At 47.7% G+C, this 24,073-nt stretch carries 21 protein-coding genes; 10 read left to right on the forward strand and 11 right to left on the reverse strand.

The genetic code is table 11. The features are described 5' to 3' along the window. The first annotated feature begins 10 nt into the window (after positions 1 to 10). Positions 11 to 1,141, forward strand: coding sequence for a bifunctional diaminohydroxyphosphoribosylaminopyrimidine deaminase/5-amino-6-(5-phosphoribosylamino)uracil reductase RibD (ribD, locus tag Enr17x_RS28610; protein ID WP_145313699.1), 1,131 nt, complete (start codon positions 11 to 13; stop codon positions 1,139 to 1,141). On the opposite strand, the gene Enr17x_RS28615 is transcribed toward ribD, so the two are convergent. Both Enr17x_RS28615 and thrC read right to left on the reverse strand, forming a co-directional pair. After that, positions 1,138 to 1,632, reverse strand: a complete 495-nt coding sequence (locus Enr17x_RS28615) for a hypothetical protein (RefSeq protein WP_145313701.1) — start codon at positions 1,630 to 1,632, stop codon at positions 1,138 to 1,140. The genes ribD and Enr17x_RS28615 overlap by 4 nt on opposite strands. Before the next feature lie 124 nt (positions 1,633 to 1,756). Further along, a complete protein-coding gene (gene thrC, locus Enr17x_RS28620) occupies positions 1,757 to 3,160 on the reverse strand; it encodes a threonine synthase (RefSeq protein WP_145313703.1) in 1,404 nt (467 codons plus the stop codon). 276 nt (positions 3,161 to 3,436) lie between these two features. On the opposite strand from thrC, the gene Enr17x_RS28625 reads away from it, so the two are divergent. Continuing rightward, the gene (locus Enr17x_RS28625) at positions 3,437 to 4,627 is read left to right on the forward strand and encodes a M24 family metallopeptidase (RefSeq protein WP_145313709.1); all 1,191 of its coding nucleotides are present in this window, start codon (positions 3,437 to 3,439) and stop codon (positions 4,625 to 4,627) included. A gap of 23 nt (positions 4,628 to 4,650) precedes the next feature. Here Enr17x_RS28625 and Enr17x_RS28630 read toward each other — a convergent pair whose 3' ends face one another. Both Enr17x_RS28630 and Enr17x_RS28635 read right to left on the reverse strand, forming a co-directional pair. After that, positions 4,651 to 4,830: a hypothetical protein gene (locus Enr17x_RS28630; RefSeq protein ID WP_145313711.1), complete on the reverse strand. Its 180-nt coding sequence runs from the start codon at positions 4,828 to 4,830 to the stop codon at positions 4,651 to 4,653. Positions 4,831 to 5,165: 335 nt separating this feature from the next. Next, positions 5,166 to 6,329, reverse strand: a complete 1,164-nt coding sequence (locus tag Enr17x_RS28635) for an HlyD family secretion protein (RefSeq protein WP_145313713.1) — start codon at positions 6,327 to 6,329, stop codon at positions 5,166 to 5,168. Between the two features lie 416 nt (positions 6,330 to 6,745). Between Enr17x_RS28635 and Enr17x_RS28640 the strand changes: the two genes are divergently transcribed. From Enr17x_RS28640 to Enr17x_RS28655, 4 genes are all read left to right on the forward strand, one after another. Beyond that, positions 6,746 to 7,453, forward strand: a complete 708-nt coding sequence (locus tag Enr17x_RS28640) for an orotidine 5'-phosphate decarboxylase / HUMPS family protein (protein ID WP_145313715.1) — start codon at positions 6,746 to 6,748, stop codon at positions 7,451 to 7,453. Further along, entirely contained in the window at positions 7,450 to 8,490 is a 1,041-nt protein-coding gene (locus Enr17x_RS28645) for a zinc-binding dehydrogenase (RefSeq protein WP_145313717.1), read from the forward strand. The genes Enr17x_RS28640 and Enr17x_RS28645 overlap by 4 nt, the downstream gene beginning before the upstream one ends. 83 nt (positions 8,491 to 8,573) lie before the next feature. Further along, positions 8,574 to 9,455 carry a sugar phosphate isomerase/epimerase family protein gene (locus Enr17x_RS28650; RefSeq protein WP_145313720.1) on the forward strand — a complete coding sequence of 294 codons (882 nt, stop codon included), beginning with the start codon at positions 8,574 to 8,576 and terminating at the stop codon, positions 9,453 to 9,455. Positions 9,456 to 9,868: 413 nt separating this feature from the next. Further along, positions 9,869 to 11,125, forward strand: coding sequence for a HEAT repeat domain-containing protein (locus tag Enr17x_RS28655; RefSeq protein WP_198000853.1), 1,257 nt, complete (start codon positions 9,869 to 9,871; stop codon positions 11,123 to 11,125). Positions 11,126 to 11,170: 45 nt separating this feature from the next. Here the strand turns inward: Enr17x_RS28655 and ggt are convergent, their stop codons facing one another. Continuing rightward, a complete protein-coding gene (gene ggt, locus Enr17x_RS28660; RefSeq protein ID WP_145313724.1) occupies positions 11,171 to 12,946 on the reverse strand; it encodes a gamma-glutamyltransferase in 1,776 nt (591 codons plus the stop codon). 269 nt (positions 12,947 to 13,215) lie between these two features. On the opposite strand from ggt, the gene mtaB reads away from it, so the two are divergent. From mtaB to Enr17x_RS28675, 3 genes are all read left to right on the forward strand, one after another. Beyond that, a complete protein-coding gene (mtaB, locus tag Enr17x_RS28665; protein WP_145313726.1) occupies positions 13,216 to 14,535 on the forward strand; it encodes a tRNA (N(6)-L-threonylcarbamoyladenosine(37)-C(2))-methylthiotransferase MtaB in 1,320 nt (439 codons plus the stop codon). 78 nt (positions 14,536 to 14,613) lie between these two features. Beyond that, positions 14,614 to 15,282, forward strand: coding sequence for a dTMP kinase (gene tmk / locus Enr17x_RS28670; RefSeq protein ID WP_145313728.1), 669 nt, complete (start codon positions 14,614 to 14,616; stop codon positions 15,280 to 15,282). 162 nt (positions 15,283 to 15,444) lie between these two features. Next, the gene (locus Enr17x_RS28675) at positions 15,445 to 15,744 is read left to right on the forward strand and encodes a hypothetical protein (RefSeq protein WP_145313730.1); all 300 of its coding nucleotides are present in this window, start codon (positions 15,445 to 15,447) and stop codon (positions 15,742 to 15,744) included. 11 nt (positions 15,745 to 15,755) lie between these two features. On the opposite strand, the gene Enr17x_RS28680 is transcribed toward Enr17x_RS28675, so the two are convergent. From Enr17x_RS28680 to Enr17x_RS28695, 4 genes are all read right to left on the reverse strand, one after another. Further along, a complete protein-coding gene (locus tag Enr17x_RS28680; protein WP_145313732.1) occupies positions 15,756 to 17,366 on the reverse strand; it encodes an NAD(P)/FAD-dependent oxidoreductase in 1,611 nt (536 codons plus the stop codon). 160 nt (positions 17,367 to 17,526) lie between these two features. Further along, complete coding sequence (locus Enr17x_RS28685) at positions 17,527 to 18,186, reverse strand: lysophospholipid acyltransferase family protein (RefSeq protein ID WP_145313734.1); 660 nt, start codon at positions 18,184 to 18,186, stop codon at positions 17,527 to 17,529. Positions 18,187 to 18,382: 196 nt separating this feature from the next. Continuing rightward, positions 18,383 to 19,792 (reverse strand): sigma 54-interacting transcriptional regulator, encoded by a 1,410-nt coding sequence (locus Enr17x_RS28690; protein ID WP_198000854.1) that lies wholly within the window; start codon positions 19,790 to 19,792, stop codon positions 18,383 to 18,385. A gap of 98 nt (positions 19,793 to 19,890) precedes the next feature. Next, the gene (locus Enr17x_RS28695) at positions 19,891 to 20,982 is read right to left on the reverse strand and encodes a sugar kinase (RefSeq protein ID WP_145313738.1); all 1,092 of its coding nucleotides are present in this window, start codon (positions 20,980 to 20,982) and stop codon (positions 19,891 to 19,893) included. Between the two features lie 607 nt (positions 20,983 to 21,589). Between Enr17x_RS28695 and Enr17x_RS28700 the strand changes: the two genes are divergently transcribed. Next, complete coding sequence (locus Enr17x_RS28700) at positions 21,590 to 21,784, forward strand: hypothetical protein (RefSeq protein WP_145313740.1); 195 nt, start codon at positions 21,590 to 21,592, stop codon at positions 21,782 to 21,784. 27 nt (positions 21,785 to 21,811) lie between these two features. Here Enr17x_RS28700 and Enr17x_RS28705 read toward each other — a convergent pair whose 3' ends face one another. Both Enr17x_RS28705 and Enr17x_RS28710 read right to left on the reverse strand, forming a co-directional pair. After that, positions 21,812 to 22,960 carry a proton-conducting transporter transmembrane domain-containing protein gene (locus Enr17x_RS28705; RefSeq protein WP_145313742.1) on the reverse strand — a complete coding sequence of 383 codons (1,149 nt, stop codon included), beginning with the start codon at positions 22,958 to 22,960 and terminating at the stop codon, positions 21,812 to 21,814. A gap of 65 nt (positions 22,961 to 23,025) precedes the next feature. Next, entirely contained in the window at positions 23,026 to 24,039 is a 1,014-nt protein-coding gene (locus Enr17x_RS28710; protein ID WP_145313743.1) for a zinc-dependent alcohol dehydrogenase family protein, read from the reverse strand. Positions 24,040 to 24,073 lie beyond the last annotated feature (34 nt).

The raw sequence follows: 24,073 nt of genomic DNA on the forward strand, positions 1-24,073 counted from the left end.
GCATCTATCAGTGGATACCATCAATCAGTTTTCCAATTCAGAAGCTGTGATGCAACGTGCGCTTGATCTGGCCAGTCTGGGCACAGGGTCTGTTGAACCCAATCCTGCTGTCGGGGCAGTCATTGTTGATGAAAATCTGAACTTGATCGGTGAAGGGTATCATCAACAGCACGGTGGGCCTCATGCCGAAATCCATGCTTTAACTATGGCAGGAACACGGGCAAAAGGAGCCACGATTTATGTCACCCTGGAACCCTGTTGTCATCAGGGAAAAACAGGACCATGCTCTCAGGCAATTATCAAGGCGGGGATTAAAAAAGCCGTGATAGCGATGCGCGACCCTGCACCACATGTTGACGGTGGTGGAATTGCCGAGTTGCAACAAGCTGGAATTGAAGTCGAACTGGGACTACTGGAATCTGCTGCCCAAAAGCTGGTGCGTCCTATTGTAAAGCGTGTCACCACAGGTTTACCCTGGGTTCATGCGAAATGGGCTATGACGCTGGATGGAAAACTAGCGACTCGAACCGGCCACTCACAGTGGATTTCGAATGAACTTTCGCGTGAACTGGTCCACCAACTTCGTGGCCGCATGGATGCCATCATCGTCGGCCAGCAGACGGCAGAAAAAGACGACCCGCTACTCACAGCGCGGCCTGCAGGACCTAGAACACCCGCGCGCATTGTAGTTGATTCTCAAGCGGCGCTCTCCTGTCAGTCAAAACTGGTTCAGTCAATTGATGAAGCGCCTGTGATGGTTATCGCTCATGACTCGGCTCCGACAAACAATATCAAACAGCTGGAACAAGTGGGCGTCGAAGTCTTACTGTTTTCAAACCCCACATTACAAACGGCTCAGCCAGATCTCAAGCAATGCCTGTTGGAATTAGGCCGCAAAGAGATGACGAATATTCTGATCGAAGGCGGGGGAAGTCTGCTGGGCTCTTGCTTTGATGCTCGGCTGATCGATGAAGTTCACGTCTTCATAGCGCCTAAGATCGTGGGCGGTAAAACAGCGATCACCCCACTTGCGGGCCAGGGACTCGATACGATTCCGCAATTCCAAAACATCACAGAATGCCAGATTCGAACTCTGGATTCTGATATCTATGTGCAAGGCCAGATTCAATATCAAGCCTAGTGCAATGAGCGTGAGAGGGTATCTAGCAAGGTTCGTAGTTCAGGACGCTGCCTGATCACACCGACGAGAGCATATTTGCTCAAATTGCTGCCATACATTTGCCGGTTCAGCGTGGGTCGCACTTCCTGTTTGAAATAACGATCCTGACGAAGGCGAATTGCTGCATAGCTGGCAGCCATCGCAACCAGTGCAAAGCCAAGATCCAGATACCAGCCTCCCCATCCAAATTCAAACACTTCATGGATCAGGACACACACCCAGAACCAGACAAGTATCGAAATCCAGATTGGACGGGCAACCAGGGAATTCAGTCTCTCATTGGCATGTACCAGATGCCCATAAAATTCCGGACTGGCCATTTCATCGAGCGGACGCTCTTTCTGGAAATTTTCGCAGATCAATTCCCCATGATTACGCGAAACGATCACTGACTCTCCCTCATCAGGAAGAAAATCAGCCAGATACTCCAGTTCTTCAAAGGGTGTACTCATTCCGTGTCCCTTATCTTAATTTCCACTGCCAATAGAATTTGATTTCTGTTTTGACAGGCTGAAACACTTTGTGTGTATTAAGATCTTGAATTAACAACAGAAAATCATGATTCAAAGAAGCTCATTAAAAAGATCGAATGACCTTTATTATTTTATCTAAATCATTCTCGACGACAATAGGTCCGTTCGAAAAAGGCGCTTTGTTAACACCGTGGCTCGTCAATTTTTCATCCATATGTTCATCAGTCGCAGAATGGTAAGCCACTGTCGCATTGGGATCTTTTAGTTGATGTCCCGTGAGAATACAAACAACGCGATCACTGGAAGCAATGACCCCTTCGCTTTTGAGTAACTTCGCTCCAGCGACACTCGCAGCACTCGCTGGTTCACAACCGAGTCCGCCGGCCCCAACTTGAGCTTTGGCATCCAAGATCTGCTGATCTGTTACTTCGCGAACGACACCATTACATACATCAAGAGCTCGTAACGATTTAGAAAAATTCACCGGACGGTTAATTTCGATGGCACTGGCCAGAGTGGATGCACGTCGGTTTTCCTGGTCCATTTGAGTAAAGAAGTCCGTCGAAGCGGCGCGGTCATAATTTCCGCCATTCCAGCGTATGCCTTCCTGTTCGTAAAGCTGATAGAGCGTGTTAGCACCTTGGGCATTGATTATCGCCAGACGCGGAATCCGGTCGATAAGCCCTAACTCCTTCAGTTCCATAAATGCTTTACCGAACGCACTGGAATTTCCCAGATTTCCACCAGGCACGACAATCCAGTCGGGAACTTCCCAGTTCAGACTTTCCAGCACACGAAACATAATCGATTTCTGACCTTCGAGTCGAAATGGATTCACACTGTTACACAGATAAATTCCTTCTTGATTACAGACTTCGCGAACACGCGCCAGGGCGTCATCAAAGTCCCCCTGAATCTGAACGGTTTTTGCACCATAGTCAAGTGCCTGCGACAATTTTCCGAACGCAATTTTTCCACTACCGACAAACACAACGACTTTGAATTTTTGAGCAACACTGGCATATACGGCCAACGAAGCACTGGTATTCCCTGTGGACGCACACGCTGCGACTTTGGCACCGACCATTACAGCATGAGTGGAAGCGGCCGTCATTCCATTATCTTTGAAACTGCCGGACGGATTCAGGCCTTCGTACTGCAGATAAAGACAGTCATCATTCAGACCGGCATACTGTGCCACGGGGTTCGATGCCTTCAGCATCGTCTGTCCCTCGCCGATCGTAATGATCTGATCATCCTGGGCAAAGGGGAGCAATTCACGAAATCGCCAAACGCCACTGAAATCAATCGGATGATTTCGATTACTCCAGCGTTTTTCAAAGTCGCGCAGAGACTGAGGAACCTGAACCTGATCCCAGTTATACGAAACATCCAGCAATTCCCCACACTTCGGACAACCGGTTAAAACTTCGTCAAGCGAATAGGTTGCTGCACAAGCGGGTGAAATGCATTTCTGGTAAGCAATTTCAGTCGATACAGTAGAAATCGTCGTCTCTCCTCAGTCTCAGGTAAGAATTTATTGATCTATCTTTCAATTATAGGGATTTCTAAAAACAGGCGTTTATTGTCTAGACAGTCACTGGCATTCGCAACTGAAAGTCGATTGATTCAATGTGTTTTTCCCGGAAGAAGCTCCCTTGGGGGAGTCGATCGGGCATCGGTCTCCTTGAAAACTGAATTCTAACGCCTTACATTGATTTGATTAATGGCGATTTCTGTTGATCCACTCCTCAGATTCCTTCAAATTTCAGGCTTTCTTTCTATGTTCAAACTTTCAAAAGTACAGGCTGCATTGGATCAATTTTCCCTCGATGGTTGGTTGTTCTATGATTTTCGTGGAAGCAATGTATTAAGTAGAAGAATCCTGGATATCCCGGATAATGCGATGGGATCGCGCCGCTTCTTCTATTTTGTCCCTCAGTCAGGACAACCAGTCAAACTGGTCCACCGCATCGAATCTGAAGCACTCGACCATCTTCCTGGTGAGAAAATTGTCTATCTGAAATGGCAGGAACTGGAAGCCAGCATTGAAACGATGTTACGTAACGCAAACTCGATCGCGATGGAGTATTCGCCGCGAAATGCCAATCCCTATATCTCCCGCGTTGATGCAGGGACCGTAGAACTGGTGCGCGAATCAGTTGAGTCGATTGTTCCCTCGGGAGATCTGGTCCAGCTCTTCGAGGCCGTCTGGGATAGAGAGCAATGGGAGCTACACCAGAAAGCAGGAGTTGAAACTGATAAAGCATTTGAGATCGCCTGGTCTTTTATTGCCAGTCAGGTTCGAGAGCAGGGGAGTGTCGAAGAAGCCGCGGTCTGCGATATCATCATGCAGCATTTTGACCAGACAGGACTGACAACGTACCATCCCCCAATTGTAGCGCGGGAAGCACATAGTGGCGATCCGCATTATGAAACGGGAACCGGCACTAATACCGCAATTCGAGAAGGTGACTTTGTACTGATTGATTTATGGGCTAAACTTGATGTACCACGCGGAGTCTATAGCGATATGACGCGCGTCGGGTATGTCGGCCAACAAGTGCCAGAAAAATATACACAGATCTTTCAAATTGTGGCTGAAGCGCGTGATGCAGCCATTAATCTGGTTGAACGAGCGTTTGCATCAAACACGCCCCTTCAAGGCTGGGAAGTCGATCAGATATGTCGCGATGTCATAGAGCAAGCCGGCTACGGTTCCGCTTTTGTCCACCGAACAGGTCATAGTATTGGACAAGAGACGCACGGCAACGGTGCCAACATGGATAATCTTGAAACGCATGAGGAACGGCTTGTCTTGCCGCAAACCTGTTTCTCGATCGAACCAGGAATTTATCTTCCCGAATTCGGAGTGCGCAGCGAAGTCAATATATTTATTGATGAACTTCAAAAAGTCCATGTTACTGCAGGAGAGCGCCAGACAGAGATTCTACCAATCATGAGCGAGTTTTAAACAGACGGCTTCAGCCAGAAGAATTACTCCTGATCAATGCGCAACATCTCATCTAAAATGACAGGATGCCAGAGGTCATCGCGCTGCGATTCTTGGATGTAGTTCTTTCTTGCCCAGGTGCGCAGCCGCATCTCCTCAATCACATCGACCGAAGGTCTGTTTGCATCTTGTGCTGAAAAAGAAATTGTAGCTGAAATACCCAACGGTCCGCTCCTCACTAAAATTTTGAGAATGAAGCTCGGCGAACCAGCTTCCTGCAGCCGCACGACCCAATTTGTTAAAGAACAAGCCTGAATGCACTCTTGGAAAACGTTCTCTGGGACAGAAATCCCTAAGAAAGTGAGAGAGTAAATCAGGTCTCTGGTGAAGACCACTCCTGAAATTAATCACCAGAATCGACAAATATTGTACCTAAATCACACTCATTTCAAGCCGAAATTTGGCAACAAAGATCATTAATGACGGAAGGTCAAACCGTTCTTGGAGTTAGAATTTCACTCACTCTCTGGATGAGAACGGCTTTCAGCCCTGTGTCTCTTTATTTTTCTAACGAGATATCGACTGTAGTCCCAATAGGCAGATCGGGCCAGAGGCGCCCGGCGGGCTCGACGTACACTAGAATCATGGTCTCACTCAAACCTGGCTTTTGAATCGCCTGCTCTGAGATTTTGTGAACGATGCCTTTTCCTTTTGTATTTCCCGAAAAGGCGATTTTGACTTCCGTTCCCTCATCAAACAAGCTGATCTTCCGAGAGGGAACCTCCACAATCAGATAGGGATGCTCTTTATCGAACAGTTCTACAATCGGAGTCCCTTTTTGAATGGGATCACCAATTTCGTGCTCGAAATTTCCGACCATGCCGTAGCGTCCGGCCTTCAACTGCAACCCTTCGCGCTGTGACTCCAGTTGTTTGAGTTCACTCTTCACCTGGTCCAAGCGATTCATAATCACTTCGACCCCCATCGCGAGTCGAATTTGATTCGGTAGCTTTTTCTGAATCGCCTTCAGTTCTGCCATCTGCTCTTCACAGAGTTTGACACGTGCAGCAAACACTTCCGCAGAATTACGAGCCGATTCCTGCCGTAACATTGCTGTAATCCGATTTTCATCGGGAAGGCGGCTCTCATAAACCAGAGAACGAAACACTTCTTCATTGGAGCCAGTACTGGAAATGGAATCATAGTCCTGAAGAAAATCCTGCCATGCCAGATTCGTAATCTGGTGGATGTACTGTTCTTTCAAGTACTGTGAAGACTTCAACTTCGCGTTGAAGACTTCCGATTCGATTTCTTTATTTCGTAGTGCCAGTTCGACTTCTGATTTTGCTTTCGACTGCTTGAGCTCTGCTTCGAGGGCCACCAATTCCTGTTGTTTTGCTTTCCAGCTTTTATCCAGAGATTGATCAAACAGAGTCACAATGACCTCATCGCCGGAAACCGTCTGCCCTTCATCCACATGAATGTCCTGAATGACGGCGTCATTTTTCGCGGTAATGATGGCTTTGGGAGCCTGCAGTGAACCGACATAGGTATCAATGCGAATGCCCTTTACCCATTGAGCGCAACCGATCCCGCCTACAAGGGCAGCCATCAGAATGAACAGCGCCCGAAATCCCAGAGAAGAATGGGGTTCGTGCAGATTATTTTGAACTTGATAGTCATCCAATAATTCAGAAGGCATTTCCGGCTGTCCTACAATCATCCAGCTTCACTCAAACGAATTGATCGTGCTACGCAGCGCGTCATTAATCGAATCGGATTCTGACGGACCAGAATTTACCTCAAAACCGGCAAATTCAACACCACCCCTCAGTTTCCTGTCAAACTTTAATGATTACGAAGACTACCCTTACTCAACGATTCACAACACCAGAAAAAGTATACACAAGAACACACTCCGAATCGCAATACTAAGGTATTTCGTAAACCCGATGGACGACTTGACCAAGCACCAGAGACTGTCAATCTGTTTCAGGACAAGGCCACTCATGCTGTCGCAATTCCAGAAATCTTACGCTAGGATGAAGAGACGATTGTTCTCGAACGTTTGGCACCGATGAACAAAACCAGTCCTGTCCAGCATCGATTATCAGTCAAATAGAAAGTGAAACAGGTTTCATGAAACCGATCGTACAAATCTCATTAGATCTGACCAATATTGAAGAAGCTCTGGAAACAGCGGCAATGGCCATGCGCGCGGGTGTTGACTGGCTGGAGGCGGGTACTCCCCTGATTCTGGCAGAAGGCTTGAACTGCGTGCGGGAGCTTCGCAAACAGTTTCCGGAAACACCTATTGTCGCAGATCTGAAAACAATGGATGGAGGCTATCTCGAGGCTGAGATGATGGCCAAGGCAGGTGCTACTCATGTTGTAGTCATGTCACGAGCACATGAAGAAACAATTCACTGTGTTGTCAAAGCAGGAAAAGATCACGGCGTCGAAGTGATGGGAGATAACTTGGCCGACGACATGGTCTCCGCCGCGAAAAAACTCGAAGACCTGGGCTGCGACTATGTGATTCATCATGTCGGTTATGATGAACGTCGAGGAATTGCCGCACGAGGAGAGCGAATGCCCAGCCCGTTGGATCAATTAAGGGATGTTGTCGAAGCCGTCAAGATTCCCGTTCAGGCGGTCGGCGGACTTTCGTTAGAGCAGGCGATTCGGACTCCCGAATATGGAGCACCACTTGTCGTCCTCGGAGCACCGTTGACAATCGACGCCGACTCATTCAAAACAGCGAGCGGGAATCTGGAAGACTCGCTGAGAATGATTTGTGAGAAAGTACATGCTTATGGTGATGTTGCGATCGGAGGTCAAAAATGAGTTCGGCTGAATCAATACAAACCGCAGTTGTGAATTATGCACCGGAAGCAAATTCTGTCGAACTTCAGGATATTCCGGTTCCTGAAATCGGGCCTGATGAAGTACTGCTTGAAGTTTCTGCTGTGGGAGTTTGCGGCAGTGACCTTCATCAATGGACGGCAGACCATAGTTGGCCTGTGAATTATCCCGTTGTATTGGGACACGAATTTGCCGGGACGATCTCCAAGACAGGAAATTTGGTTAAAAACTGGTCTACAGGAGATCGCGTTGTCAGTGAGACGGCGGCCATCATCGATCCAGATAACCCGATGTCACGTGAAGGACGCTATAATCTGGATCCCACCCGAAAAGGGTTTGGATACGGCGTCAATGGCGCAATGACTCAGTTTGTACGCGTTCCTGCACGCTGCCTGCATCGTGTACCTGACAGCCTGCCATTGGAAAAAGCGGCACTTACTGAACCTTGCTGCGTTGCCTATAACGCGGTTGTGATGAATGGAGTCATCCAACCGGGAGATCGAATTGTGGTCTTTGGGCCTGGTCCCATCGGGTTACTTTGTGCAGCCATGGCTCGCTTGCAGGGGGCTGAAGTCGCTGTCGTCGGCCTGGAACGAGACAAAGGCCGCTTGGAAATTGCCGAGCAATATTACGGCTGTCAGCCGATTGTCGAAGGACTTGATGACTGGGTTCAGGAAGTCGATGGACTGGGCGTCAATGGCGTAGTGGATGCAGCCGGCGTTTCGGTGACCTTGAAAAAGTCGCTGGAGATTGTGCGCCCGGGAGGCTGGATCAGTAAAGTTGGCTGGGGGCCTCAACCACTGGGCTTTTCTCTAGATCCACTGGTACAAAAAAACATCCGTCTCCAAGGCAGCTTCAGCCATAACTGGCCAATCTGGGAACGTGTGATTCGATTGCTGACAACGGGCCAGTTGAATATAGAACCCATCATTGGTGGAACCTGGTCTTTGAATGAATGGCACACTGCCTTCGAAACCATGCATTCCGGCGAAATTGTCAAAGCGGTACTCACTCCGTAACACAGGCAGTCTCTGACTGCATTTTCAAATGACATCACTGATTCACCCGATCATACTTTAATTCTGACTTGATGGAACATTCCATGCCAAAACTAGCTGCATTTCCCAAAGCCTTTATGGATGAATTATGCCTTTCCGGCGAGATGACACTGCGACAGTGGATTGATCTGGCTGCAACTCTGGACATTGATGGGTTGGAATTTTATGCCGGCTTCCTGGAAATGAAGGACAAGAACTTTTGGCCGGAAGCCAAAAAAATGGCCACCGACCAGGGGCTCGAAATTCCCATGATGTGTTGTTCTCCCGACTTCACACACCCGGATGAAGCGTTTCGTAACGAGCAAATCGAACATGAAAAATTCTGGATGGAAATGACCGCTGCTCTGGGGGGAAAATACTGTCGCGTCCTCTCAGGTCAAAGACGGCCCGAAGTCTCTCGAGAAGAAGGAATCCAGTACACGGTTTCCTCGATTGAAGCTTGCCTCCCCCTGGCTGAAAAGCTGGGAATCACTCTGATTATCGAAAACCATTACAAAGACAACTACTGGGATTACCCGGAATTTGCTCAGATGGCAGACGTTTTTTGTGACCTTGTCTCACGAATCGATTCGCCCTGGTTCGGAGTCAACTATGATCCCAGTAATACGATTCTGGCAGGCGAAGATCCTTTGGAATTATTGGCGCGAATTAAAGATCGTGTCGTGACCATGCATGCCAGTGATCGCTACCTGATTGAAGGCACCATTGAGGATTTACGCAAAGAAGAAAACAGTCTCGGCTATGCTAGCCGACTCAGCCATGGGGTGATCGGAAAAGGGCTGAATGACTACGACACCATCTTCTCTGAACTGAAAAAAGTCGGCTTTGACAGCTGGATCAGCATCGAGGATGGCGTGAACGGGATGGAAGAACTTCAGGAAAGTGTGACTTTTCTCAGAGCAAAAATGGCACAATATTGGGGATAACGCCGGTTTTAACACCAAATGGCGCAAATTGGCAAAATAGAGAACATGCAAGGTCTTGCATATAGCTAGAAACAGAAGTATTCTATATACATCTGGATTCTAAAAGTCAGGATTGCGTGCCAGCAATCTGTGTATTTGACCAGACATTCAAAAATACTTGCCTCCGTTCCTCCATGTATTGAGTACAATTTGTTGCGTTCCAACGTTTGTACTCTATTGCCTTTTGATATTCATAGAACCGAACTCCTATGTTGGTCCTGATTCGTAATTCAGTGTCTGTCCTGCTCCTGTTCGTAATCACAGCGACTCTATCCGCATGTGGTGGATCAGATACCAGTCCTCGACGCGCAAATTCAAACCCATTTGCGCCTGCTGATAATAATACTACGCCGTCACGAACTCGCTCCACTCAGATGTCACAAACAAGGAATCCGGAAACTAACCCCTCGACGACTGAGACACCAGCAGTCCCAAAAGGGAATTCTGAGAAGAAGCCGAAACCAATAGCGACGCCTGCTCCAGATGCATCAAATCTAATCAGCGAAACAAGAAAAAAAACTCTGGATAGTAAAAATCCCGGAGTCGCAATCATCGTACGGGGAGTCACTGGCAACGAAGCAATGGCGCTACCGGTCCTGCAGCAGACGCTGCGCTCCACACTTTCGAAACCGGTTACTACTGAATTACAGAAACAGGATCCCACAACAGCTTCCGCCAGAAAAGACAATGTTGAGCATTTTGTGCTCGATAAGCAACTGGTCCTTGTCGTGCGTCCCGTTCCTGCAGACCTGTTTGCCTTTGCTCAGAACCTCAAGTGGGGCAAGGTGAAAGAAATCGATTTGCAAAACAGGATCATTACCATTGATACGCAACTGAAAGAACTGAACTCCCTGGCCGTCAGAAACCCGGTAGATGCCACGCAGGAAGACTCTCCTGTAAAAGTATCAGCGAACTCAAACACAATGAAATCGATTGAAGATGCGGCTCCCGCCAAGCCAGCGATGAAACAACCGGAGCCAAAAGTCAAAACATCTGGCAAGGAAATGAACGATCGGGACTTAAAACCACGTCCCGACGAAGAGACCATTGACTGGGCGCTGCGCGTGATTGCAGGCTCCAGCTCTTTTGCCCACGACACTGCCTGCAAACAACTGGCCAGCATGAAGCCTGACAGCAATCATCTTCAGCGTGTTTCTTCCGTACTGGCAGAGACGTTACCTCTAGCCAAAGAAGGCTTCCGCATGAAAGAACATGTGAACGCCATGGCCGTCTGGCAGACCGATGAAGCAATAAGAGCATTTGCCACACTGTTGGAAGATGAAAAATTAATTCTGGTACGCAAAGAAATTATTGGTCTCCTGCCCACAATTCATTCAGAGACCACTGCAGAAGTGCTCATCGGTCGCTTATCGAATCGTGCAGACTTGAAAGATGCTCGCAGGGCACTCAAGATTCTGGGCCAAATTGCAGAAAAACCAGTCATTGAACTTTTGGGCCATCCCGATCCTTCAATGCGAATTGAGGCCTGCAAAATCATGCAAGCGATCGGGACACAGAAATCTATCGAAGCACTGAAAAATCAGGTGGATACAGAAGAATCCGATGTTGTCAAACAACTGATTTCTGAAACACAAACGGGTATTGAACAGAAACTGACTGACAAGGAATAATCGTTCCTTGCCAATGCATTTCTTCATTGACACCAAGAACGCCCGTTAATAGCCGGCTGCAACACCATGTTTGCGGGAATCACTGTGACCGCGTAAACCATCTGGTTGCCGGGAAACAGCTTGACTCGCCGCCAGACCGGAACTCTTTTTCGTCACGTGTCCCAACTGCTTCAGTTTCTCGCCCACCTGTTCAAATAATTTGTTTTCAATCAGTAGATCCTCTGGCACCCATTGATGGTGGAGCCTTGGAGACTCGACGGCCTGCTCCGGATTCATTCCAAATACAATCATGTTGAGTAATACCTGTAGCGTACTGGAAATGATTCTGGGGCCACCCGAAGCGCCTGCAGAAAAAACAGCCTTTCCATCTTTAACAGCAATCGTTGGCGACATGCTGGAAAGTGGTTTTTTGCCGGGCTCAATTTCATTTGCTTTTCCTTGGATCAGACCAAAAGCATTCGGCTTCCCTGAAATAGCTGCAAAATCATCCATTTCGTTGTTCAGTACAATCCCATATTGCGGGACCACAACATAACTGCCAAATGTAAGATTAATGGTTTCAGTACAAGCGACGGCATTACCCGCGGAATCCATCACTGAAAAATGGCTGGTCCCTGCATCATGGGGCGGCAGATAACGCCCGTACTCTTTCAGTGATTTTGTTTTCTTTGCATCAATCCGTGAAGCCAACTGATCTGCATATTTCTTATCTGTTAGCCTTTGAATGGGAACAGGAACGAAATCCGCATCCCCCAGATATTCAGCGCGGTCTGCAAACGCGTGTTTCATGACTTCAACTAATAGATGGATCTGCTGAGGCGAGTGATATTCCAGTTTCCCGAAAGGCTGGTTCAAGAGTTGGTTTTCCAGGGAATGAATCATGTTGAACGATTCAATAATCGCGATACCTCCACTGGAAGGGGGTGGCATCGTGAAAATCGTGTATCCGTTGAAAGTCGTAGAGAGCGGCTTTCGGATCACGGGTTGCGTCTCAACCAAATCTTTGTGAGTCAGAATACCGCCACTCTTTTTGCCGCATGTCGCGATAATGGCGTCGGCAACCGGCCCTTCGTAAAAACCAGCGTGGCCTTTTTCAGCAATTAATTCCAGTGCTTTCAATTGAGGGCTGAAAAAATGGTCTTTCTCACTCCAGGGCTTCCCATGGTTCAAATACTCGTCAACCAGTGCCTGAAATCGCTCCGGATCCATCGTCCCATTTTTAATTCGCTTTAGCATCGCGCTTTGCACTGACCGCATATGCCCATTGATGGGCACGCCTCTACGGGCCATCAGAATCGCCGGCTGCATCACCGTTTTCAGATCCAGTGTCCCATATTCTTTCACAGCGTAGCACAATCCGGCTACGGTGCAGGGGACAGCAACTGCCAACGGTCCCTGACGACTGGCAAGCTGGCGCTGCTTCTCAGTGCCTGGCAAGTTGGCATACATTTCTGGAGTCGCATCAACTGGCGCACGTTCCCGGTAATCAATAACGGTTGATTTCTGCTGTTCTGCATCCCAGATCACCATAAAACCTCCGCCTCCCAAACCACAACTGGCTGGCCTGAGGACGGAAAGTGCGAAGGAAGTTGCAACGGCCGCATCCACAACATTGCCGCCTGCTTTCAAGATGGTCACTCCGGCGGCACTAGCTAAAGGGTGATCTGCGGCAACGACTGCATTCTGATAGGCTGGCTTCTCCTGTACAGTGGGAGGAATTTCAGAATACCCGGGTTGGATCGTCGTCAACAAGACCGACAACACCACAAGCCATAACATACTATTTGTAAATGATTTACGCTTCAGGCAATTCAGTAACATAGCGGGCCTTTTATAACGCTTTTGCAGCAGGCGTTTAAATGTAGTAAAAAACGAAGCAGACAATCTGTTTCTGCCGCTCGAAGTCTGGTTTGACTCTGTTTATACTATGCGACTTGTCTCGATTGATTTCCAGATCGAATACTGGAAATTCCTTTCAGATAGTGCATCCTGAAAGTATCCCTATAATTTAAGGCAGTGGATTCCCCACTTTTGTTCTGCTTTAAAACAGGGTTAAACTCTTCACTGTTTAGAATATTAGCTCAAATACCATGACGCCCAGCAAACTCGAATCTCCCAAAACTGATAAAACATGCCAACTGGTAACACTTGGCTGTAAGGTCAATCAGTACGAAACTCAGCTCGTGAAAGAAGCGCTGGAAAAAAACGGCTATCGTGAGGCGACTGAGACGGAAACCGCAGATCTCTGCGTCGTCAATACCTGTACGGTCACAGCAACAGGTGATTCGAAAGGCCGCAAGCTGATTCGTCAACTCTCGAAGAACAATCCCGGAACAAAAATTCTCGTGATGGGCTGCTATGCCACGCGCGACCCGAAAACGGTTTCTGAATTGCCCAGCGTATTTGAAGTAGTGACCGATAAAAGGGAACTGCCTGATATTCTGGAGCGGCACGGAATCGTGGATATGCCCACTGGGATTTCTGAATTCGAAGGGCGCAAGCGAGCGTACGTGAAAGTGCAGGATGGCTGTATCTTGCGTTGTACCTACTGTATCATTCCGCAGGTACGTCCTGGCTTACAAAGTCGTTCACCAGAAGATATCGAAGAAGAAGTGCGCCGCCTGGTTGGAAACGGCTTTAAGGAAATCGTGCTCACGGGAATTCATGTCGGCCATTTTGGTGTGGATACGACACGTGGTAAATCCGGAAGGCCTCCCTTCCGACTCTGGCACCTGTTTCGGAAGCTGGATCAAATTCCCGGCGACTGGCGAATGCGGCTCTCCAGTGTCGAGACCGCAGAGATCAATGACGATTTTATTTCAGCCGCCGCTGATTGCGAGCACCTTTGCCCCCAGTTTCATCCTTCACTCCAAAGTGGATCAGATACGGTCTTACGACGAATGAAACGCCGCTATTATGTCAGTCGATTTCTGGAAAAACTGCAGATGATGCGGGAACGACTGGACCATCCGTCATTTACGACAGACGTCATCGTTGGGTTCCCCGGTGAGACAGATGCTGAATTTGATGAGACGCTGCGTGCCTGCGAAGAAGCCGCGTTCATGAAAATTCATGTTTTCCCATTCAGTGCCCGTAAAGGGACTCCCGCGGCGACTTACGAAAATCAGGTCTCTCCGGAAATTCGTCAGGAACGCTGCCTGCAACTGGCTGGTCTCGAACGGCAATTAGCACAAAATTTCTATCGTACTTTGATTGATCGTGATCTGGAAGTTTTGGTCGAACGCGAATGTGATGAGCGCCCCGGTTGGGTTCGAGGAACGGACCGCTGGTATGCTCCGGTCCTCTGTCGTGGTTCAAAAGCGGACCTGGGAAATTTTGTGGCAGTGCGCGGGTTGCAAGATCACCGTGAATATCTTGAAGCAAACCGGCTTTCACCACAACAGATCTGAAACTGATTTTGATCACCGTTGATCCCGAATCAGTTGAAGCAATATCAAAATCACCCAAGTTACAGAGAAAGCGTTTGCGTGGCTGTATTAATTGCGATTGAAGGCATTGACGGATCAGGTAAAGGAACACAAGCGAGCCGGCTTCATGCCAGATGCGAGGCAGAAGGAATGGCTTCAAGCCTGATCGGTTTCCCCCGCTACGACCAGACATTATTCGGAAAGTCGATCGGCGATTTCCTGAATGGACGCTTCGGCGCTCTTGATGAAGTCCACTCATTTCTAGCGTCTCTGCTTTATGCAGGAGATCGTTTTGAATCTCGCGATCATATTCTTGAAATGATCAAATCAAATCAGATTGTGATTTTTGATCGCTATATTTCTTCCAATATCGCGCATCAGGGAGCAAAACTTTCCGGAGATGAGCGAACTGAATTCATTCGATGGATCGAGCAGATTGAATATGAAATTTACAATATGCCTCAGTTGGACCTGACGGTTTTGTTGGATTTGCCTGCCGACCATGCACAAAAACTCGTCGCAGAAAAACAGGCTCGCTCCTATACCGATAAGGTCGCCGACCTGCAGGAAGCCGACCAGTCTTATCTGGCAAACGTCAGACAAGTTTATCTTCAACTGGCTGAACAAAATCAGCAATGGCAAAAAATTGACAGTCTACAAGAAGGACAGCTACGGTCGATTGAGGAGATCGGAAACGAAATCTGGTCTCACGTCGCCAGCCTGGTCTAACGAAGCGGAGCACATTCAGTTCTTTGTCCAGCGCCTATTTGAACACAAACGAAAGCTGGTTCAATCTTAATGTAAGTTGAATGAAAAATACACTTGATTCTCTCTCGAAAGAGCCTGTCTAATATCAATATTCATTGATCTTTTGGAAGGGAGAGAAGAATTGTGAAACGCGCTCCAAGCCAACTCACTTTACGGGAAATGTTCTCCGATACGGAGCGACTAGCCTCGGAATTGATTGAGCATCTGGAATTAGGTTTTATTCCCACGAACGAACAATTAATCCGCCTGGTCCGTGAGGTACCAGAAGGAGTTGAGAAACGACGTGTGGAAGACATCAGCGTGCGCAATCAGGTTGCCGAGTTGCTGAAATGCGATCACTTTACTCAAGAGGTTTTTGAGAAGCTGGATGAATATCTGAAAGCCATTGATCTCTCTATCAACAAGATCATTGACGGAGACTGATTCGCACACACTTAAACTGTCGCAGCCCCCAGCGGTGAAAATTCCTCCACCAGCTTTTTAGCGCTGAGCAGACCATCAACGGCCGCTGATACAATCCCGCCCGCATAGCCTGCTCCCTCGCCGACAGGATATAAACCGCGAAAACCTGGAGTCTGATAGGTTTGCCGGTCGCGATCAATGCGGATTGGAGAACTGCCACGCATTTCAGGACCAACTAAAACGGCATTTTCTAAAAATGCCCCCTGCCATTTCTGATTCATTATCGGTAAGCCGTTTTGTATCTGTGAAATCACGACCGGTGGCAGGACCTGATTGAGGTTTGAAGCGACAACACCACGCTGATATGTCCCCTGATATTGAAATCCTGAATCGGTTTTTCGGTTGTTCAGAAAATCAGCAGGACGCTGAATGGGGCAGTAATAATTTTTCTCACCTAACTCGAACGCAATTGCTTCGTACTTTCGTTGAAGTTCGACTCCCGCCAGAGGATGCTCACTTCCAAATTCCTCGGGATAGATCGTCGTCATAATGCCACTATTCGCAAATCCGGTATCATGCCGGGAATTGCTCATGCCATTCGTGCAGAACATATTCGGTTCCGAGATACTGGGCATCACAATCCCCCCGGCACACATACAGAAGGTATAAAGATCGCGTTTGCCTTTAGTGATCATCGTATAATCTGCAGCGCCCAGCAGTGAAAGGTATTCATCACGGCCGTATTTGTGACTGTTTACCTGCTCTTGAGGTTGTTCGATTCTCAACCCCAGCTGAAACGCCTTACGAAACATGGGAACCCCCAGTTCGTAAAGCATCTGATACGTATCACGGGCACTATGACCAATTCCCAGAATCACTTGAGATGTTTTGAGATATCCGGAAGACGTCATGACGCCTTGCACCTGTCCGTTACCAACATCAACACCCTCCAGGCGGCATTCGAATCGGAATTCCCCACCTAATGCATCAATCTTCCGCCGAAAATTTCGGCAGATCATCGGAAGCTTATTACTCCCTAAATGAGGACGATGCTCATACACGATTGAAGGCCGTGCGCCACAATCGACAAACCGTTCCAGAACCCACTGCACATCAGGTCCGCTCAATCGACAAGTCAGTTTACCGTCACTGAAACAGCCGGCGCCACCTTCACCAAACAGGTAGTTATTTTCTCTTTGAAAATCTGCTCCTTTATCAAAGCGTCGGATCTCGGGAACACGTTCTTTGACGGGAAAGCCCCGTTCTATAATTACAGGACGGTAGCCTTTGAGTGCCAGAAAATACCCGGCCAACAACCCGGCAGGTCCTGAACCAACAACGACAGGGCGTTCATCAAGTGGTTGAGTACCGAACTCAGGATCCAGAAACGCAACTTCTGAATATGCTTGAACTGAGGAATCTTCGCGAAAGTTCCTCAGGATTCCTGATTCATCGGGAACCTGGACCTCTGCCGAATAAACAAAACGTAAGTCGTGGCGCGATCGGGCATCCAGACTTTTCCTGATGATTCGAAAACTCTGTACGTCTGCGGTCGGAATCCCCAGTGTTTGCGCAATATGAATTGCCAGTTCCTGTTCAGGAACCTCGACCGGTAAGCGAATATTAGTAACTTTGAGTGACATAGAGCTTAAACCGAATTCGAACGAGCGCAGTAGCAAGGCATGAGATCATGTCGAGCAATGCGTCATGTTATACTGCCAGGGTAAGCGAATGCAATTTTGTCACTTCGAAACAATTAGAAAAGCAGAAAATACTTGAAGCGCTATTATCTCTCCCTGCTCTTCAGGCCGCTTTTCGGAAAGGAATGGTTTCGGGAACTGGCTTTCCGGAAACAATTTGAGCAAGCTGTTGTTCCAGTTCTTCCATTTTCTCCTGGACTAAATCTGTGTAGGAATTCATCTCTTCGCGGGAGATCTCTTCTGGAACATAGATCGGTTCCCCTACCAGATAGTAGACTGTCGAAAATGGCTTCGGAATCCAGATGCTCGTCCAGCTGCCTTGAAATTTCCAGAAGCTGGATGCCGAAAAAGCATTTGGAATGACTGGCCTTCCAGAATGTGATGCAAGGAAAACAATACCTGACTTCATTTTATGATGGGGACCTCGTGGACCGTCCGGAGTAATGACGACGTGCTTACCCTCCGCCAGCGTAATCAGCTTTTTGATCGCACTGGCCCCTCCTCGAGTCGTGGAACCACGAATGGCTCCCATTCCGGCGGCCTTCAACATCGCTTCGATTGTGTCAGCGTCTCGATGCTGACTGATCAATGCCACACTGTTATGTTCGACCGCACAAAAAAGAGGAGGGATGACTGAATCATGCCAGACACTATATAAAAAACGCTCAGCACCGGTATCAGCAAATGGACAACGTTCTAGACTGTCTCCGACAAATTCAAGACGCGTTGTCTTAAATATCATCCGGATGATAAATACAACCATAGAATTGAGGACACTCAAAAGAGCTCGACTCTGAATTTTCAACCGACTACTCCTGTACGGCGGATTCCTAAAGAAGCTTTGTAGAAGAGCGAATTGTAATGATGTTCGATTCTGCGCAAATCCCAATTCTCAAATTCGTTGCCAGCTGCCTCACAGCCACCTGATTCTGCCACTATTTTACGCAAAATACTTATTTTCAATCATTTTTGGCATCCTTTTGGGGTGAAGCCGGCTCCTCGCCGATACGAATGTCAAGTGCATCCATCCGGCGGTACAATTTTGCTCTGGTCAATCCCAGCAGTTTTGCTGCTTCCGTGCGATTATTTTTTGAAAGTGCCAAGGCGTGATTGATTTGTTCTTCTTCAACCTGACGGAGTTTTTCTTCCAGAGTTTGCATCGTGGGAGATAAAGCAGGGCCCAGCGACCGTGCATCCATCCCTGTGTTAAATCGTAATGGCAATGATTCACGGGTAATCAGCGTTTCTGATGTTGCCCGGAATGCAGCCTGAATAATTCTGGATAGTTCATCCAGATTCGCAGGCCAGAAATAATCCAGAAAGAGAGAGAGTACGCCTGGCGCAAAACCACTCACCTGTTTCTGTTGATATCGATTTTCATTTTCCAGAAAATGTTGGGCCAACAGTTCGAGATCCTCTCTTCTCTCGCGTAAAGGAGGGATTTCGATTTCCATTGTTGTGATCTGATAGAAAAATTCTGGCAGAATCCGTTCCTGTTCTAATAGATCTGATAAGGAATACGAACTGGCTGTGATCAATCGTATGTTCTCTTTGTGAGTCGTTGACTGATGATTTTCCAAGATCAGCTCTTGGATATCACGTGTCAAAGATTCAATCTGCGACAAAAAAATCACTCCCGGTTCGAGCGGCATCGCTTCTTCAAAATCTCTTTGAAAGATTTTCTTTATGGTCTGTTTTAACTCCCGGGGTGGTAGTTCGTCACAATTCAGGGGGACAAATAGTTTTCTTCGCTGCTCGCTTTCAAAATGAATGACTCGCGCGAGGTGCTCTTTCCCAGTGCCGGTTTCACCGCTGAAGTGGACCGGCTGCGACGCCCTGATAGCCAACTCCATTTGACGCAGGACGCGCTGCATTGCTTCATTTTTCGCAATTACCGTAGAAAACCGAAACCGATTTCGAAGTGACAGACGCAGGGCCGCTAATTCAGCGTGTAACTGTTGAGAGGGAGAAGCGGCAGGTAAAGTATGAGGCTCTTCAATGTGATCTAGAATCCCCAGAACCAGCTTTGTCTGTTGCTGCTCATCAAGTAAGGGGCTATATCGAATCATACATGGAAATGTTTTCCCGCTCTGTGAAAGCAAGTAACGGGGGACCTCGGCCCTGGTCCCCTTGAAGACTTCAGGAGGGGGGCATAATAAATTGCAGACGGATTCAAATTCATCAGCATCGGCATCCACTGCATAGTCGCAAGTCTGTCCCAGAATATCCTCGGCTGACCACTCCAGAATTTTTTCACAGCCTCGATTAAAGAACAGAATTGTTCGCGACGCATCGACCAAAAACATCGGCGTCTCAAGGACATTCAATCGGGTTTCCAGTCGAGTACGGCGCCCTGATCCTCGCTTCATCCTTACCCGCACCTCCCGTATGTTTTCGGCCCGTCCAATGAATTCCATACTCAAGTTGTGAGGAAACTCTTTTCAGAAAGAGCCACCTTGCTGATTATCTATCTTTGCACACGCCCCGATCCACCACCAGACATTAACGCTTCAATTTCGGAACGCGTTGAGTAGTTAAAATCTCCCTGGATACTGTGTTTCAAACAACTGGCGGCCACCGCATAACGAATGGCTGTTTCCGGTGCAGCAAGCTCCGGGGTATTCAATGCATAAATTAATGCCCCGGCAAAAGAGTCACCCGCGCCGACTCGATCAACAATGTTGCGAATCTGATAGCTGGCATAATTGCCTGCTGCGTCGCAGGGTGCAAATACCGCCTGCTGTTGTCTCTGATCATATAACATAGCTCCCCAGTTATTATGGCTGGCAGAAAGACTCTCGCGCAACGTAATGGCAACCTGTTTGACATTCGGATATTGCTCTATTATCTGCTTTGCAACGGAACGATATCCTTCCACATTCAATTCGCCCGCTTCTACATCTGACTCAGGTGCTCTGATCCCCAACGATAAATCTGCGTCCTCTTCGTTTGCGATCACCAGATCAACATAAGGCACAAGAGACTGCATCGTCTCTCTGGCTAAATCTATCGGTTTCGAATTTGCCTTCCAGTTCCAGAGCTTCTTGCGAAAGTTCAAATCACAGGACACTGTCACATTCCGCTGCTGTGCTTCCTGTAGTGCCTTCAGTGATAACTGAGCAGCCGATTGACTGATGGCAGGAGTAATGCCTGTAATATGAAACCAAGTCGCTCCTTCAAAGACCTGATCCCAGTCAAATAAATCGGGAGTCGCGACAGCAATCGAACTGAATTCACGATCATAGGTGACTGTTCCTCCTCGCTGATTGGCCCCCGTTTCAACGAAATAGATGCCGAACCGTCCCTCTGAACTCCGATGAATCAGACTGGCATCAACGCCTGTTTTCCCCATTTCCTGGATCAGGCAATCTGTAATGGAATTATCAGGAGAGGCTGTCACAAATGCGGATGTGCCACCTTGAAAGGCAATAGAAACCGCGACATTTAGTTCACCCCCACCAAAGGTCGACTCCAGACTGCCTGGAATGGACTGTCTGACTCTGAGATGGTTTTGAGGGGCAAGCCTTAACATCACTTCACCAAAAGTAACGACGCGCACAGTACACCTTCATCATAGAAAACGGGAAAACTGTTGTGGTTAAAATCAGCATTCAGCTTACCCAGGCCAGAAGAATCATTCCAGCATCTCATTCGAAGTAGTTTGTGATGTCATTCTTTTCTTTGCTGCAGTGATCAAAAACGAAGTAGCTTCTGCGTCTGTCTGAAGCTAAAATTTAGATGTCTTAGATTCTCGATTAAATTTTTAATAAAATGAAAGGGTGTGCCAAACAGTTGTCACACCCTTATTTTAGAATTAGACTTAGTATTTGATTTTAAGATGATTTGCGGTTGAGATTATAGTTACAGGTGGCGGCAGTTTCGTCTAGCCCGTTCAGGGACAGAGATGGAGATGGACGGGGTTGCCTGCATGGAACTGCCGCCCCACTGTAACCCTAAGAAATTGCTTCCACTCTTAAATGACCATTCAAAACACATCTGGCTGCCTGCAATTAAAATGCCCTTACGTATAGTAATTGGAGGACTTTGCCTGATAAAGACGCTTATTTGAATTCAGGCACTTAATTCATTTTGACATCGTAGCCCCAAAAAAACTAAATTGCGGGCTGATTATTCAAGACGTATTTTATGAATTAGGAAAAGCTCAGATGAACCAGCAAGAATCAGAAGTGGTTTGCCCCGCCTGTGAAAAAAAAATCACGCCTCAATACGGGATCAATGAATCCCGTCAGATGACCTCACTGGAATTCCAATCCAAGCGTCTTGGCTGCTCGGTTGAATGCCCCCACTGCGGGCATGTTTTTATCTTTAAGGTCTACAACGACGAGAATAAAGTTTTATAAACTTTGTCATTTTCTCGCTTCTGCATTTCACATACTTACAATTCGTCCAAGATTGAAAAGCAATAAGCCGATCACGCAGCAGTAACAGGCAAATGCCATGTTCTTGTCTGTGATGTTCCGGTATCGCGCCAGTGGTTTAGTAAAACAAATCTGCATGACCATTTTTCCGCAGAGGAAAGTGACGATTGCAGACGAAATTGCCAGCATAACAGATAACCCGACATATCCTGCATGCACAACAGCCATTGTCTCTGTTGATGTCCCCTGATGAATTTCAAAAAGCGCCTGCATTGTCTGCCACTTCAATTGAAATACCGAAAAGCCCGGAATTCCCATCAGAACCACCAGCAAGAGAATTGCTGCACATCCCAGAATTCGTTGATCAGAAATCAGTCCCTGTATCTGTTCCGAATATCTGAGCCCTGATCGCTGCCCTCCCACGCTGTCCAGCAGACAGGCTAATCCCAGGAGTGCCAGATAAGCAAACAGAAACTCCGGCGCGCTCTCTTTCATCACATCCAGAATCGAACTTGAATCGGCGCCTGATGACTCATGTCGCCATTTCCAGCAGACGGCTGAGAGCTGTGCTAAAAATACTCCCGCAATTTGCAACACGAACAATACCAGAACCATTTTCAATTCGGACTCTACCAATAAGAGTCCGGCTGTCGCAGAAAGCACAATCAAAGCCAGGAAAAACAAAACCTGTTCGATATACGATACATTGAATACGGCGATAGAGTCGATAAACAGAACTAAAAAAAGTGCTCCAGCGAGAACAGAAGTTATCGCTGACAAGGTCATCAACCAGTAAGGCAATGCCTTCAGAGAATCTCCAAGTCGGATCTGAACAGAAATCGTGACCACTCGAAATACAATACCAGCCACGATAACCACCACCCCTAGCGCGGACATGGACTGATTCAAGATCAGTCCCGGTTCTGGCTGGTTCCGTTTCAAAGCACGATGAATGGATTCCAGATCGCTTGAACCGACAGACGCAGATAATAATACAGCGCCAGAAAAAAGTATGACGATCAACGGCAGTGACGATTTCAAACGTAATAGTGCTTCTGTCTGTTTCTGTTTAGCTCGAATCCAGCTGAGTGCCAGTATCGAAATCAAATAACAAACAAGTTCAAAGCTGAGAATCAGGGTATAGAGATCTTTGAACATCAGAATTTTCGATTACCAATCATGTTCAGAATCCTGGAAGCAGACTCACGCGACAAAAGACTCGGTTATGCATCCTGTTGAAAAGACAACAACACCTTTCCTGATCTGCCTTTTCTCTCTGCCTCGGTAACTGCCTGGGCAAACTGATCCAGAGGAAACATCGCCCCGACTTCTGTTGACAGAATTCCGCTACGAATCAAACGCGTTAGTGTCGAAATCAGTTTTATCTTTGCAGGCAATGACATCGCTTCCATCTCTCTTGCCAGCCAGAAACCTTCAATACTGGCACCACTTCGAATCAGTTCTCGTGACAAAAACTCTAATGGTGCGTTCTCCAGTGACCCATAGAGAATTAACCGCGCCCGTTCTCCCAGTACTTTGACAATGGAAGAAGCTGTCTTGCCCCCAACCGGATCAATGACATACTGTAACGGGGAACTGCCAATCGTCTTCCGGATCTGATCAATCAAGATCCGTTCATTATCATGTTCCGCGTTAAATACGATCACGTGTTTGGCTCCGATCTGCTTGAGCTGATCAGCCTGCTCATGACGCCTGACAACATTTAACGTGGGAAAACCGTAATGATTTCCCAGGCGGATAATCATTTTACCAACAGACGAAGCGGCTGCTGTCTGCAACAGCCACTGTTTTTTTTGAATTCGCAATAGCTGCTTTACCAGAAGATATGCAGTTGCAGGATTCACAAAAAACGTTGCCGCTTCTTCCATGGAGAGTTTAGAAGAAACCGGAATCACAAACTGGCTGGAGACAGCCACTTTTTCTGCCCAGTTCCCTGTCTGCCGGTTGAGCACGATGACCCGCTTCCCTTTAAACAGAGTACCCCGCAAGCCGCCGCCACTGGACTCAACAATACCAACGCCTTCGAAGCCTGGAGTCGCAGGAAGTACAGGCCTCGTTGAATAGCCTCCCCGAATATTCAATAAATCGGAAGGGTTCACAGGGCTGGCCTGCATTCGGACTAGAACTTCTCCCGCTTTGGCAACAGGCGCTTCGACCTCACAAATTTTGAGGACATCTGCCGGTTCTCCAAATTGCTCAAAGCGAATTTCGCGCATCGACTCTTCTTTCACTTACATAGGAAATCTCTGA

Origin of the sequence: Gimesia fumaroli, from assembly GCF_007754425.1 — a bacterium.
Lineage (GTDB): Bacteria > Planctomycetota > Planctomycetia > Planctomycetales > Planctomycetaceae > Gimesia > Gimesia fumaroli.

Coding starts and splice junctions, on each gene's coding strand:
- Enr17x_RS28645 (WP_145313717.1), top strand. CDS start 7,450: ATGAGTTCGGCTGAATCAATACAAACCGCAGTTGTGAATTATGCACCG.
- Enr17x_RS28655 (WP_198000853.1), top strand. CDS start 9,869: ATGTCACAAACAAGGAATCCGGAAACTAACCCCTCGACGACTGAGACA.
- Enr17x_RS28635 (WP_145313713.1), bottom strand. CDS start 6,329: ATGATTGTAGGACAGCCGGAAATGCCTTCTGAATTATTGGATGACTAT.
- Enr17x_RS28615 (WP_145313701.1), bottom strand. CDS start 1,632: ATGAGTACACCCTTTGAAGAACTGGAGTATCTGGCTGATTTTCTTCCT.
- Enr17x_RS28705 (WP_145313742.1), bottom strand. CDS start 22,960: ATGTTCAAAGATCTCTATACCCTGATTCTCAGCTTTGAACTTGTTTGT.
- Enr17x_RS28650 (WP_145313720.1), top strand. CDS start 8,574: ATGCCAAAACTAGCTGCATTTCCCAAAGCCTTTATGGATGAATTATGC.
- mtaB (WP_145313726.1), top strand. CDS start 13,216: ATGACGCCCAGCAAACTCGAATCTCCCAAAACTGATAAAACATGCCAA.
- Enr17x_RS28700 (WP_145313740.1), top strand. CDS start 21,590: ATGAACCAGCAAGAATCAGAAGTGGTTTGCCCCGCCTGTGAAAAAAAA.
- Enr17x_RS28625 (WP_145313709.1), top strand. CDS start 3,437: ATGTTCAAACTTTCAAAAGTACAGGCTGCATTGGATCAATTTTCCCTC.
- ggt (WP_145313724.1), bottom strand. CDS start 12,946: ATGTTACTGAATTGCCTGAAGCGTAAATCATTTACAAATAGTATGTTA.
- Enr17x_RS28685 (WP_145313734.1), bottom strand. CDS start 18,186: ATGGTTGTATTTATCATCCGGATGATATTTAAGACAACGCGTCTTGAA.
- Enr17x_RS28680 (WP_145313732.1), bottom strand. CDS start 17,366: ATGTCACTCAAAGTTACTAATATTCGCTTACCGGTCGAGGTTCCTGAA.
- Enr17x_RS28710 (WP_145313743.1), bottom strand. CDS start 24,039: ATGCGCGAAATTCGCTTTGAGCAATTTGGAGAACCGGCAGATGTCCTC.
- Enr17x_RS28690 (WP_198000854.1), bottom strand. CDS start 19,792: ATGAAGCGAGGATCAGGGCGCCGTACTCGACTGGAAACCCGATTGAAT.
- Enr17x_RS28640 (WP_145313715.1), top strand. CDS start 6,746: ATGAAACCGATCGTACAAATCTCATTAGATCTGACCAATATTGAAGAA.